The sequence below is a fragment of the Actinomycetospora endophytica genome, from assembly GCF_021026375.1.
Lineage (GTDB): Bacteria > Actinomycetota > Actinomycetes > Mycobacteriales > Pseudonocardiaceae > Actinomycetospora > Actinomycetospora endophytica.
Genome location: NZ_JAJNDB010000009.1, coordinates 43641 through 57306, shown reverse-complemented (window position 1 = coordinate 57306; position 13666 = coordinate 43641). Strand labels below are relative to the sequence as shown.

9 protein-coding genes are annotated in these 13666 nt (G+C 72.1%); 2 read left to right on the top strand and 7 right to left on the bottom strand.

Going from position 1 to position 13666, the window contains the following annotated elements:
* Window positions 1-17: 17 nt before the first annotated feature.
* The 7 genes from LQ327_RS30225 to LQ327_RS30195 form a co-directional block, all read right to left on the bottom strand.
* Entirely contained in the window at window positions 18-2966 is a 2949-nt protein-coding gene (locus LQ327_RS30225; RefSeq protein WP_230739898.1) for an AMP-binding protein, read from the bottom strand.
* A 34-nt stretch (window positions 2967-3000) separates the two neighbouring features.
* On the bottom strand, window positions 3001-4146 hold the full coding sequence (locus LQ327_RS30220) for a CaiB/BaiF CoA transferase family protein (protein ID WP_308286405.1): 1146 nt from the start codon (window positions 4144-4146) through the stop codon (window positions 3001-3003).
* On the bottom strand, window positions 4143-5717 hold the full coding sequence (locus LQ327_RS30215) for a class I adenylate-forming enzyme family protein (protein ID WP_230739896.1): 1575 nt from the start codon (window positions 5715-5717) through the stop codon (window positions 4143-4145). The genes LQ327_RS30220 and LQ327_RS30215 overlap by 4 nt, the downstream gene beginning before the upstream one ends.
* A gap of 13 nt (window positions 5718-5730) precedes the next feature.
* Window positions 5731-5991 (bottom strand): hypothetical protein, encoded by a 261-nt coding sequence (locus tag LQ327_RS30210; RefSeq protein ID WP_230739894.1) that lies wholly within the window; start codon window positions 5989-5991, stop codon window positions 5731-5733.
* A gap of 27 nt (window positions 5992-6018) precedes the next feature.
* Complete coding sequence (locus tag LQ327_RS30205) at window positions 6019-7947, bottom strand: hydantoinase B/oxoprolinase family protein (protein ID WP_230739892.1); 1929 nt, start codon at window positions 7945-7947, stop codon at window positions 6019-6021.
* A gap of 9 nt (window positions 7948-7956) precedes the next feature.
* The gene (locus LQ327_RS30200) at window positions 7957-10062 is read right to left on the bottom strand and encodes a hydantoinase/oxoprolinase family protein (protein WP_230739889.1); all 2106 of its coding nucleotides are present in this window, start codon (window positions 10060-10062) and stop codon (window positions 7957-7959) included.
* Between the two features lie 82 nt (window positions 10063-10144).
* Window positions 10145-11713, bottom strand: coding sequence for a class I adenylate-forming enzyme family protein (locus tag LQ327_RS30195; RefSeq protein WP_230739887.1), 1569 nt, complete (start codon window positions 11711-11713; stop codon window positions 10145-10147).
* Window positions 11714-11807: 94 nt separating this feature from the next.
* On the opposite strand from LQ327_RS30195, the gene LQ327_RS30190 reads away from it, so the two are divergent.
* Window positions 11808-12680, top strand: a complete 873-nt coding sequence (locus LQ327_RS30190) for an alpha/beta fold hydrolase (RefSeq protein WP_230739885.1) — start codon at window positions 11808-11810, stop codon at window positions 12678-12680.
* Window positions 12681-12752: 72 nt separating this feature from the next.
* Window positions 12753-13625, top strand: coding sequence for an alpha/beta fold hydrolase (locus LQ327_RS30185; protein ID WP_230739883.1), 873 nt, complete (start codon window positions 12753-12755; stop codon window positions 13623-13625).
* Window positions 13626-13666: the final 41 nt, after the last annotated feature.

The window sequence follows — 13666 nt, the reverse complement described above, 5'->3', positions numbered from 1 at the left end:
AGTTTCTCAATTCTGACCTATGGATCGGTCCCGGCCCCTCGGCCCAGCCGCTCGAAGGTCCGGCCGTCGGCGGCCAGCCGCCAGACGGTGACGCGGTCGCGCGGCGTCGGTATCCCGGCTCGCCGCAGCGACTCGACCTGCGGCCGCGCCCATGCTGTCGTGGGGATCCGCACCGACTGCACGTACGCGGGCCGCTGGCTGCGCGGCACGTCGCGCAGGGCCCGCTCGATCGCCTCGGCGTCGAGCCGGGCCCCGGGCAGCGGGCGGACCGCTCCCACCACCACCTCACCCGCGTCGTCGTCGAGCACCCCGTACGCCGTCGCGAGTGCCACGCCCGGGACGCCCTCGAGGGCCCGGCTCACCACCGACGGCAGCACGGGACCGCCGACGGACCGGATCACGTTGCGCACGCGGTCGACGAACCACAGGTCACCGTCGGCGTCGCGGGTGAACAGGTCGCCGGTCGACAGCCACACGTCCCCCACGTCGAAGAGGTTGCGCAGCGGAACGGCGTCGTGGCGGGACGAGCTGCGGCCGCGGACCACCAACAGGCCCACGGCCTCCGGTCGGCTCTGGAGGGCGTATCCGTCGGGGCCGGTGACGATCTCCTCCGAGGCGAGCGCGTAGTCGACGACGCGCACCTCGGGTGTTCCCCGCAGCGGACGGCCGACGCAGCCGACCTTCCCGCCGTCGGGGTTGGCCAGGATCGCCTCGCCCTCGGCCGAGGCGTAGACCTCGACCACGCGGGCCGGCGCGAAGCGCTCGGCGACCCGACGCCACAGCCCCGGTGGCATGCCCGAGCCCATGAAGACCCGGATCGGGTGATCGGGCTCGCCGGGGTGCGGCGGGCCGTCGGTGATCGCCCGCAGCGAGGTCCAGGTGTAGGAGACGTGGGTGGCGCCGTAGCGTCGTACCTCGTCCCAGAAGGTGTCCGGGTCGGGACCGCTCGCGAGGGCCAGTCGGGCGCCGGAGGCGATGGCGCCGGCCATGGCGTGCAGGATCGCCGACGAGTGGTGCAGGGGCGTCACCGAGTAGACGGTGTCGGTCGCCGTCAGCCCGGCTGCCTCGGCGGCGCCGCGGGCCGAGAGCGCCCAGCGCCGGTTGGTGATCAGCATGTCGCGGGTCGCCGCGCCGGTGCCGGTGAACAGGACGAACGCGAGATCGGCGGCTTCTCGCGGGTTGGGCCGGTACCACGCCGGCACCCGTACCCGCTCCGGGTCGAGATCCTCCATGTCGATCACGTACCCGGGCAGGTCGCCGCGCTCCGAGCCGGCCCCCAGGACGTAGCAGGACACCCCCTCGGCCTCGGCCTCGGGCACGTTCTCCGGGTCGGTCACCAGGCGGGTGACCTGGCCGAGCCGGATCTCCCGGGCGAGGTCGCCCTCCGGGCGCAACAGCACCGCGGTCGCGCCGAGACGGCTGATCGCGGCCAGGGCGCTCAGCGCCGAGGGGCGCGACGCCATCCGCACGCCGATCCGCTCCCCGGGACGCACCCCGAGACCGAGCATCACCGCCACGATGCTGTCGACCCGATGCTTGAACTCGCCGTGCCGGATCACCCGGTCGCCGAACGCGTAGACGATCGCCCCCGGATCGTGCTGCGCGGCCTCGTCGAGCAGGAGTCCCAGCGAGATCCGCGTTCCCGGCTCGACGTCGCCGAGCTCGCGGAGCCGGGCGAGCTGGTCGACGCCCGCCCGGACGAGCTCCTCGGCGCCGCGCAGCGCACCGGTGGCCACGGAGATCGCCCGGGCCGCGGATCCCACCGAGAGATCGGCAGCGGCGCCGATCATCCGGCGCACCGTGCTCAGTTCGCCGGGGTTCCACTCCTCGATCCGGTTCGCCGGCACGAGCTCCTCGGGGAGGTCGCCCTCGCCCGCCCGCCAGTGGATCCACCGGCCCACGGTCGGCCAGGTGACCTTCCGGGCCCGGGCGCCGCCGATGATGCCGAAGTGCCCGATCGGGATGTTCAGCTCGTAGACCTCCGCCCGCGGCGCCGCCCGTCGGATTCCCCGCACCGCCGGGGGTGTCGCGAGCAGGTCGGTGCTGCCCACCACGGTCAGGATCGGGACGTCGATGTCGGCGAGCGACACCAGCCGGTCCCGGAACACGAACCCGCCCTCGAGCATCCGGTTGTGGACCATGAACTGCTCGAGCAGCTCGGCGAACGCGGGCCCGGCGTACGCCGTCCACCCCTGCCCGTCGAGATACATCCGCAGACGCTCCCGCGGCAGCAGACGCTCCCGGTCGTGCAGGTTGAGGTACCACTGCGCCTTGCCCTTGGCCACGCCGATCGGGGTGAGCATCTGGGTGGCGGTCCGCATGGCCCACCCGGGGATGGAGATCCGGCGGGCGAGCCCGGAGGACAGGTAGGCGTGGGCCAGCGTCGTCGCGGTCTCCGGCGACATCGGCACCCCCATCGGCGCGCGGGTGTCGACCGGCGACCCGAATGTCACCAGGGAGTCGATGTTCGCACCGCGCCGGTAAGCGGCGACCTGGTAGCAGAACATCCCGCCCTGCGACTGCCCGCCCAGCACGACGTCGCGCCCGGTCACGGCGCTGACCTCGTCGACGGCGTCGCTCACCGCGAGCGCGTGGTCGGTAAGGGTGCGTTCCAACCCGCCCGGCTCGTGCTCGGGCGCGCCGAAGTCGATGGTCCAGACGTCGATGCCCATCCCGTGCAGCGCCGCGACGGCGCTCGTGTCCGGCGCGATGTCCCAGACGTCCCCGGTGATCATCAGAGCGTGCACCAGCAGCATCACCGGGGCGCCCGGCGGGACCTCGTCGGGAAAGTAGCGCCGCAGCTTGTACACCGGGTGGCTGCTCACCACCTCGTAGGGCGAGTACTGCTCGTCGGTGACGAAGCCACCGTGCACGAGAAGATCCGTGGCGTTGACGGCGGTGGCGCCGGCCCGGCGCAGCAGCCCCATGACGGACGAGGGTCCGGGCAGGTCCTCGAGCGACGGCATGGTCGACCTTCCAGGTAGGTGTTCGCGGGTGGGATCAGCCGACGCGGGCGGCGCCGCTGTCGATCAGCTCGTCGGCGGCGAGGCCGGCCTCCTCGAGCACGGCGACGGTGTGCTCGCCCGGGCGCGGTGAGGGACCGGGAGTGGTGTCCGGCGTGGCGGCGAACCGCGGCGCGGTCCCGGGTTGGATCCGTCGACCGTCCGCGAGGACGCTTCGACGGGCGGCCACGTGCGGGTGCCGCGCGGCCTCGCGCAGCCCGAGCACGGGCGTCACGCACGCGTCGGAGGAGGTGAAGTACGCGGCCCACTCGTCGCGCGTGCGGGCGCCGAACGCCTCGGCCAGGAGCGCACGCAGGCGGGGCCACTGGGCGCGGTCGTGCTGGTCGGCGGCCTCGAACCCGTCGATCCGCAGCTCGCGCAGCAGCGTCGCGAAGAACTTGTTCTCCAGGGCCCCGACCGACACCCACTGCCCGTCGGCGGTCTCGTAGACGGCGTAGAAGGGGGCCGCACCGTCGAGGTCGTTGGTGCCCCGGGCGTCGTTCCAGGCGCCCGCACCCAGCATCGCGTAGGTGGCCGCCAGCAGGTGGGTCGTGCCGTCGACCATGGCCGCGTCGACCACCTGCCCCTGCCCGGTACGCGCCGCGGCGAACAGCGCGCCGAGCACGCCGATCACCAGGTAGGCGCCGCCGGCGCCGTAATCGCCGATCAGCGGCAGCGGAACCTGCGGCGGGCCGCCGGCCGTCCCCAGTGAGCCGAGCACTCCGGTGACGGCCAGGTAGTTGACCTCGTGGCCGGCGGTGTCGGCGAGCGGGCCGCTCTGACCCCAGCCGGTCATCCGCCCGAAGACCAGGCTGGGACGCCGCGCGAGCACCACGTCCGGCCCGAGCCCGAGGCGTTCCATCACCCCGGGCCGGTAGCCCTCGATCAGGACGTCGGCCTCCTCGACCAGGGTCAGCACCGCCTCGTGGCCCGCCGGGTGCTTGAGGTCGAGCACGACCGAACGCTTGCCCCGGTTGAGCACGTCCCCCTCCGGCGCGGCGGTACGCATCTCGGCAGGAACCGGCCGGTCGACCCGGATCACGTCGGCACCCATGTCGGCGAGCGACATGGCGGCGAATGGAGCCGGACCGATGCCGGCCATCTCGACCACCCGGACACCCGCCAGTGGGCCGGCGCGCGTCACACCCGACGCTCCTGCCCCGCCCAGAGGCGATCCCGGAGCGCGACCTTGTCGATCTTGCCGGTGCCGCCCTTCGGGAGCTCGTCGACGACGATCACCCGTTTCGGCACCTTGTAGCCGCCGAGCCTGCTCCGACAGTGCTCGATGACCCTCTTCGGGGAGAGCTCGCGGCCCGGCACGACCGCGACGAACGCCGTCACCGCTTCCCCCCACCGTTCGTCGGGAGACCCGAGCACGGCCACCTCGCGAATCCCCGACAGGTCCGAGACGACGTTCTCGATCTCGCGGGGATAGACGTTGAACCCGCCCGTGATGATCATGTCCTTGCGCCGGTCGAGGATGAACAGGAAATCGTGCTCGTCGACGTAACCGACGTCGCCGGTGTAGCACCATCCGTCCCGGAACGCCTCGGCCGTGGCCTCGTCGTTGCGCCAGTAGCCCGGCCCGACGTGCGCCCCGCGAGTCGCGATCTCCCCGGTCTCACCGGCCGGAACCGGCCGGCGGTCCTCGTCGACGATCGCGACCTCGACGTACGTGGTCGGGCGGCCCGCCGAGGCCAGCCGGGGCAGACCCCGGTCGTTCGTTGCGGTGACGTGATCGTGCGGCGCGAGAGCGGCGATCGGCATCTGGGCCTCGCTGGCCCCGTAGAGCTGGTACATCGCGCTGCCGAAGTAGCCGTGCGCCCGGGCGGCCCGATCGGGCTGGATGGCCGACCCGGCGTACGGCACGATCGTGATGTCGCCGACCCGCCCCTCGGGCGCTTCCCGTCGCTCGAGCTCCTCGAGCAGCATCGTGATCATCGTCGGTACCAGGGGGAGGACCGTGATCTCGCCCGAGGACGCGCGGTCGGCGACCCGGGCCGGGTCGAACGCGGCCTCGAACACGTTGAGCCCGCCCACGGCGGTGACCGCTTCCTGGATCCCGCCGCTGAAGTGGCTGATCGGCGCGGTGTGCAGCGCCACGTCCCGCGAGCCCATCCTCGGCAGCTCGTGCAGGATGCCCCGCACGCGAGCACCGGCGTTGTCGTGGGTCACCTTGACGCCCTTGGGCAGGCCCGTCGACCCCGAGGTGTAGAGGATCGCGGCGAGATCGTGGCCCTCGGGCAGCGGCGCCTCCTCGTCGCGACCGGCCGCCAGCAGCTCCTCGAACGGGATCACACCGTCGGGCACCGGCCCGGCTCCCGTCGCGACGACGTGACCGACCGACGACGGGATCCATGCGCGCCCGCAGGTGCCCAGCCAATCGGCGTCGGCGAACACGACCGTCGGGTCGGCGTCGGTGGCGATCTGAGCCAGCTCGGCGGTGTGCAGCCGCGAGAGCAGGGCGACGCGGGCGAAGCCCCCGATCGCGACGGCGCGATCGATCTGCGCCCACTGGTTGCTGTTCGGTGACACGATCACGACCCGGGCGCCGCGGGCGAGACCGAGCCCGCGCAGCGCGGAGGCGAGACGCCAGACCCGGACTCCGAGGTCGGCGTAGGTGAGTTCGCCACGGTCGTCGCGCACCGCGGGGCGACCGGCGAACTCGGTGAAGGTGCTCGCATACATCCGGCCCAGCGGCACCAGATCGGTCATGGTCGTCACCCGATCAGCCGACCCGGGACGCCGGCCAGTCGCGCGTCGGCGACCGCCAGGCCGGCCACATGTCCTCGGGCTCGGCACGCGTCACCGACAGGCGGGTGAAACAGGTCTGGCACTTGACGACCATGCGGGGGCCGAGGTGGTTCGACACCGGGTAGCGCGCGACGTCGCGGCTGCCGCACGAGGGGCATTGCGACTCGACGGGTGTGCGCTCGACCGAGACGCGCGCGGTCTGGGGACGGGGGAACATCAGGCGGTCGGTGGCCATGGCGGGCACTCCTGCAGGCTCGGCGGGTCAGAGGGTCCATTCGAGGGGAGCCGCGATCGGGACCTCCCAGGTCCCGGCGTCGCGCGCGGCCGTGAGTTCGGCGCGTCGCGCCCCGGTGGCCGCCGTGTCGATCTCACCGTTGGCAAGGACGACGCCGTAGGACAGGCGGGCACCCTCGACGCTCACCAGCCGGTTGCGGACGTCCTGGCGCACCCGCTCGGGCTCACGGGCCAGCGGGTCACCCCAGCCGCCGCCGCCACCGATGATCAGGCGGATCGCGTCGCCCGCCTTGATCACGAGGTTGGAGAACTTGCCCGTGGTGTAGCGGGCGCCGCGCCCGAACTCGCCGTGCACCGGGTCGGGTCGGCCCTGCTCGTCGAACACACCGAACAGTGGCTCGGCGCCGCGCAGGTTCATCGGGTCGCCGTGCTCGGCCAGGTCGAACCCGGCGATGTACCAGCCGACCGCGGGCGCGCCGGGGCCTCCGCCGTTCGCCCCGGCCGCCCCGCGACGCAGCCGGTCCGCGACGACGGTGACGAGGGTGTCGGACTCGGCCATGATCGTGTACACCGAACCGAGCCCACCCCGGAAGCGTCCGGCCCCGGCGGTGTCGATCAGCATCTCGTGCTGGGCCACCACGAGCGGGCTCTCGATCTCGACGTGCTCCTGCACCGAGGTCCGGCAGTTCCCGATCGGCGTGACGCAGAAGGAGACGCCGTCCTCCTTCCAGGTGCCGCCCCAGCCGCCGCCGGCGAGTCCGTACGCGCCCCAGGGCGTGCCCTTGTGGCCGGTCCGCGTGTCGATGCCGCTGAAACCGATGTACACCGCCGTGCCGGTGTCGCAGGCGAACGACTCCTCGGTGGCCTGTCCGAGCGCCTGCGTCACGACGTTGATCACACGGGGCCCGATGTCGGCGTGGCTCGAGGCACTCGAGGGCGGCAGCGTCTGGACCACGCTGCCCGCCGGCAGGAGCACGTCGATCGGCTTGAGGGTCCCGCTGTTCACCGGGGTCGAGGGGTCGACCATCAGCTTCACGGCCTCGATGCAGCGGCCCGCCTCGCACCAGGCCGTGCTGCTGTTGCCCAACGGTTGGCGCGCCGAGCCCGAGAAGTCGATCTCCATGGAGTCGCCGCGGACCTTGACCGTCACCGCGACCGGGATCGGCTCGTCGGTGACACCGTCCTCGTCGAGGAAGTCCTCGGCGGAGTAGTCGCCGTCGGGGATGCTCGCGATCCCACGACGCATGCTGGCCTCGGTGGCGTCGATGGCGTACCGGCCGGCCGCACGCACGTCGTCCAGACCCCCGCGCGCGATGAGGTCCTGCAACTGGCGCTCGCCGACCACCAGGCAGCCGTGCAGCGCGCGCAGGTCGCCCAGGACCAGGTGCGGGACCCGGTTGTTCTCGAGCAGGAAGTTGAAGGTGGGCCGCACCGCGACGTCGTTCGCGTAGAGCAGCGTCGGCGGGAGCTTGAGTTGCTCCTCGAAATGGGACTGGGCGCCGTTGGAGAAGCCGCCGGGGATCGGGCCGCCGAGGTCGACCAGATGGGACGTGGACTGCAGCAGGAACTCGACGCGGCCGTTCACGAACACCGGCCGGAACAGGTTGACGTCGGCCTGGTGCAGGGAGCCGCGCCAGGGGTCGTTGGTGAAGACGACGTCACCGGGCTGCATCGTGTCGATGTCCCAGTCGTCCATCAGGAAGTTCGCGATGTGGGGCGCGACGAAGGCATGCTGCATGCAGCCCTCCCAGAGGGCGGCGACCTCCCAGCCCTCGTCGGTGCGCATGTGGATGACGACGGTGCAGTCGAGGATGTCGCGGCAGATCGGGGAGAACGCGCTGCGCATGAGCGAGTCGAGCATCTCGCGGGCGACCTCGATCAGGCCGTAGCGCAGGATGTCGAGTTCGACGTCGGGCCCGGTCGCCGACGTGTCGGTCGCTGGGGTTGTCGTGGTCACGGCGGGTCCTCAGCTCTCTGCGGTGATCTGGGGCTCGATGATCAGGTTCAGGTCGTCGTCGACGTGGGCGGTGCGCCCGGGCAGGACGACGGTCGTCGCGAACTTCTCGGTGACCAGGGCGGGGCCGGGCACCTGCTCCCCGGGCGCGAGGCGTTCCCGGACGTGGATACCGACCTCGACGGGCCCGGCGGCGCCGGGCAGAACGAGCTCCGCGGTGCGAAGGAACGCGGCTCCCTCGTCGGGGACGAGCTCGAACCTCGCCTGCTCGCGGGGGATCACTGCGGTCACCTCGACGGTGGACACCACGACGGGGATCTCCCGCGCAGCGAAGCCGTAGTGCTCCTCGTAGTAGGCGTGGAAAGCGGGCACGAGCTCCTGCACGCCCTCGGCGGTGAGGCTCGCGGGCGGGATGGGCATCCGGTTGTCCCACGTCTGGCCGCGGTACATGGCGAAGATCGCGCGTTCGAAGTGCAGGCGGGTGACGTCGGCGCCCTGGCCCTTGAGCTCGTCGTGGACGCGGTCCTCCAGGGTGGCGAAGGCGGCCTCGATGGACTCGGCGCAGGCCGGGTCGAGCGGTGTCATGATCGACTGCGCCCGGGTGACCCGCAGGTCGGTGCGCAGCAGGCCCAGCGCCGAGAACTGGCCCGGGCTGCGAGGCACGACCACCTTCCGTACGCCGAGGATCCGGGCGACGCGGTCGGCGAGCATCGGGCCGGCCGACCCGGACGGCTGCAGGGCGAACTCGCGCACGTCGAGGCCCCGGTAGACCGAGATCGTCCGGACCTTCGCCGCGATGTCCTGGCAGGCCACCTCGTAGGCGGCGGCCGCCAGCCCGATCGCCGACATCCCCCACTGCGAGGCGGTCCTCTCCAACGCGGCCCGCGACGCGTCGACGTCGAGCTCGATGGCCCCGTTGGCGAACAGGTCGGGCTGCAGGACTCCCAGGAGTGCACACGCGTCGGTCAGCGTGGGCTCGGTGCCGCCGCGGCCGTAGCAGACCGGACCGGGGTCCGATCCGGCTGATGCCGGCCCCACGGCGACGTTACCGAGGGCGTTGGGCCGGATGAGGCTCCCGGCACCGGAGCCGATGCTCTCCACGTCGACCAGGGGCATGGTCAGCGTCAGGCCGGTCTCCAGGGTCCACAGGTCGGTCAGTGGTGTCTGACCGCCGCGGATCGCGGCGACGTCGGTACTGGTCCCGCCGACGTCGATGGTCAGCAGATCGGGGGTCGCGCCCTCGTTCGCGAGGCGGATGCTGCCACTCACCCCGCCGACCGGGCCGGAGACGAGCTGGAACACCGGTGCGCGGCCGGCGTCGGCGACCGTGGCGACGCCCCCGTTCATCATCATGATCCACAACGTGCCCCCGAAGCCCCGTTCGACCAGGCCGGACTCGAGGCGGTCGAGGTAGCCGACGACCCGGGGCCCGACGTAGGCGTCGAGTGCCACCGTGGTGGTCCGTTCGTGCTCCTTGGTGACCGGGTAGAGCGCGGAGGTCTGGACGTAGGCGTCGGGGAGTTCCTCGGCGAGGATCTCGGCGGCGCGCCGTTCGTGCTCGTCGTTGGTGTAGGAGTTCACCAGGCACACCGCGACCGATCTCACACCCTGTCGGGCCAGCTCCCGTGCGGCCTCTCGGACCGAGTCCGCGTCCAGGGGGGTCAGGGCGGATCCGTCGTAGCGCATCCGCTCGAGCACGCCGAAGCGCAGCTCCCGGGGGATGATCGGGCGTTCCTGGTGCGGGCGCAGCCAGGTCGGGTCGTAGAACCGGTCACCGAACTCCCGGTGCATGCGTCCGATGTCGAGCAGGTCCTGGTGTCCGCGCGTGGCGATCAGCCCGGTCCGCTCGCCGGCCCGGCTGAGCAGCGCGTTGATGCCCACCGTGTGGCCGTGGACGATCTCGGCCACCTCCCGCACCTCGAGACCGACCGCGGCGATGCTCGCCAGCACGCCCTCCTCCTGCTGCGGGGTCGAGAGCACCTTGCCGTCGCGGACCTCACCGGTCCGCCGGTGCAGTGCGATGATGTCGGTGAACGTGCCTCCTACGTCGATGCCGACCACCCAGGCGGCGGTGGAGGACTCGACACCGGGATCGGCGATGTCGGGGTGGGTGGTCATGAGGGCCTCCTGGCACGCTCTTCGTGAGATAAGATATTTAATACTTGGAAAGAATGGGGCCGCGTCCGCGCTCCCGGTGGGCTCAGCGCGCGGGCTGCTGGTCGCCCAGGACGACGTACTGCTCACGCAGCACGTACTTGAGGACCTTCCCCGACGCGTTGCGCGGCAGCTCGTCCTGGCGGGCGAAGTACTTCGGCACCTTGTAGCCAGCCATGCGCTCGCGGCAGTAGGCCCGCAGCGCCTCCTCGTCCAGGTCCACGTCCGGCTTCAGCACGAGCACGGCGCAACCGACTTCGAGGTACTTCGGATCGGGCACGCCCACGACGGCGGCGTCGCTGATCCCGGGATGGTCGGCGAGCACCTTCTCGATCTCGGCCGGGTAGACGTTCTCGCCGCCGCTGCGGATCATGTCCTTCGCCCGCCCGGCCAGGGTCAGGAAGCCGTCGGCGTTGACGAAGCCGAGGTCACCGGTGTGACACCAGCCGTCCACGAAGGTCTCCCGGTTGGCGTCCGGCCGCTGCCAGTACCCCCCGCACGTCCCGGGGTTGCGGACCAGGATCTCGCCGACCTCGTCGACCTCGGCCGGCCGGCCCGTGTCGTCGACGACCCTGGCCTCGGCGAGTGGCAACGGGCGCCCGATGCTGCCCAGTTGTGCGTCGAAGTCACCGTCGTCGAGCGTCGTGCAGATCGCGCCGCCCTCGGTCAGCCCGAACACCTGAGTCAGACGCACGTGCGGCATCCGACGTCGGACCTCCGCGACGGTCCACGGCATCATCGTGTCGCCGCCGATGATCAGGTGATCCAGCGAGGCGGGCAGCCGCGTCTCGAGATCGTCGAAGCGCAGCATCTCGCCCAGCATGAACGAGAAGAGCAGGCAGTCGGTGACCTGCTCGGAGGCGATCACGCCGAGGAGGTGCTCGATGGAGAAGCTCCCCGAACGGAGGCATACCGCGGTGCCGTGGGCGAGCAGCACCGGCGCGGTCACGGCCTCGAATCCGCCGGCATGGTAGAGCGGACCCGGCACGAGTGCCACGGTGCGCTCGGAGAACCGCCACTTCAGCGCCTGCATGGTCGCGGTCCCGACGGTGTTGGCGTGGGTGAGCAGCGCTCCCTTGGGCAGACCGGTGGTCCCCGAGGTGTAGAGCAGCGCGATCGGGTCCTCCGGCGCGATCCCCGGGGCGTCGGTCATCGGGGGCCGGCCCTGCAACGCCTCCAGGGGCAGGGCCCAGTCCGGCAGCTCGCCATCGACGTCGCGCAGCACGACGACCGTCTCGGCGCCGCTCTCCTCGCGCACCGGCTCGAGCCGGTCGAGCAGGCCGGCGTGGATGAGCACGGTCTGGCAGCCCGAGTCGGCGAGGATGAAGCGCAGCTCGGGGGCAGCGAGCCGGAAGTTTAGCCGTACGGCGATCACGCCGAGGCGCATCGCGGCGAAGTAGAGCGGCAGGTACTCCGCGTCGTTGTGGAGCATCAGCCCCAGGCGGTCACCTTTCGCCAGCCCCAGCTCGTCCAGGGCCCGGGCGTAGGAGAGCGACCGCTCGCGCAGCTCACGGTAGGTGAGCCGATCGCGTCCGTCGAAGCTGACCGCGACGTTGTCCCACCCGGCAGGCGGAATCGGCTCCACCGCGCTGTCCAGGACCCAGTTGAAGCTCACGTCGTCTCCCTTGACAGTGATCCACCTCACCATCGATCATATATAATGTGAAGCATTTGGCGCTTCGCGTCAAGAGTCGGCGAGAGGAGAGAACGTGCGCCGAGCCGTCGCGGCCGCGACCGGGTGGGGCATCCAGGCCGAGCGGGTGGCGCGGGCAGCGGTGCGGCGCGGTCCGCGACGCCGCGGGGTGCACGCTCAGGTCGGCGGCCGCGGACCGTCCCTGGTCCTGCTGAACGGCATCGGGGCGAGCGGGCTGCTCTGGCCCCGGGCGTGGGTCGACCAGCTGGAGCGGACGCATCACGTGATCCGCCCCGATGCGCGCGGGACGGGAGGGTCGAGCGGGGCCGTAGAACCGTTCACGGTGGCCGACCTCGCGGACGACGTGGCCGCCGTCCTCGACCGCGCCGACGTGGCGACCGCGACCGTGCTCGGCCTGTCGATGGGCGGGATGGTGGCCGCGGAGCTCGCGCTGCGACACCGGGAACGGGTCGAGCGTCTCGTGCTGGTCTCGACCATCCCACCGGCACCGGCGCATGTCCCGACCGCGTTCTACGGCCCTCTCTACGGGCCGATGGCGCGACTCGCCGCGGGCTACCTCGGCGGCGGGCGCCGCGCCCGCGCCGAGCTCCTGGCCCGGTTCTACCTGAGGACCTGCTCGCCGGCCTTCGTCCCCGACGCGGCACTGGTCGACGAGCTCGCCGACCAGCTGGCCGTCACGGGGACGCCGGTGGCGGGCGTCGCGGCGCAGGCCCGGGCCGTGGTGGCCTGGCGCGGGCCCGAACGGTTGACCCGGATCGACCGGCCGACCACCGTGATCGCGGGCCGGGACGACCCGGTCGTCAAGCCGCGCAACGGACGACGGCTGGCCGCGCTCGTTCCCGGAGCCGACTGTCTCGAGCTCGCGGGTGTCGGCCATCTCGTGCCGTGGGAAGCGCCGGAGGCACTGCTGGGCGTACTGCGGAGCTGACGCCGGACCAGACTGCTCCCATCTCATATATTTTGTGCTAGTTTTCTTCGTGATCGAGCTGGAGGAGCACGGATGGCGACCCCACAGGACGGCATCGAGCGCGACGTCGTCGTCGACGGTCTGCGCCTGCACACGCGGCGTCGCCCGGGCACGACGGACACGCCCCTCCTGCTGATCCATGGCATCGGCGGCTCGATGGAGTCGTGGACCCCGCTGCTCGAGCGGCTGCCCGACCGTGAGGTCGTCATGATCGACTGCCCGGGTGTCGGGCGGTCGGAGCGGCCCCGGTTCCCGATCCGGATGCCGCGGATCGCCGATCTCCTCGTCGGGGCGCTCGACGAGCTCGGCGTCACCCGGGCCGACGTGCTCGGCTTCTCGCTCGGCGGCGTGGTGGCCCAGGAGATCGCTCATCGCCACCCCGCGCGCGTGCGTCGGCTCGTCCTCGTCGCCACGATCTGCGGCCTCTGGGTGCGACCCGCCGGCCTCACGGTGCAGCGCGCCCTGCTCTCCACCGAGCGCTATCGCAGCCGGGAGGCCGCCGCGCGGGAGATCCCGATCCTCGCCGGGGGCCGGACCGCCCGCGATCCCGACGTCCTCGCGGCGATCCTGGCCGATCGGGAGGGCCACCCACCGAGTCGCCTCGGCTACCACTTCCAACAGCTTGCGGTGCTCGGCTGGACCAGCGCCCCCTGGCTGCCCCGACTCCGCCAGCAGACGCTGGTCCTGCACGGCGGGGAGGACCCGGTCGTACGCGTGCCCAACGCCCGACTGATGGCCTTCCTGCTCCGGAACGCGACGATGGAGGTCGTCCCCGGCGCCGGGCACATGCTGCTGTTCGACGAGCCGGACAAGGCGGCGCCGATCCTCGAGACCTTCCTGGCGAGCACCCCGGCCGATGTCGGTCACCCGCTCGGTGACGTGGACCGCGCCCGGCCGGCGCCGTAGGAGCAGGTGCCCGCTCCCGACCGGGCGGGGCGCGGGTCCCG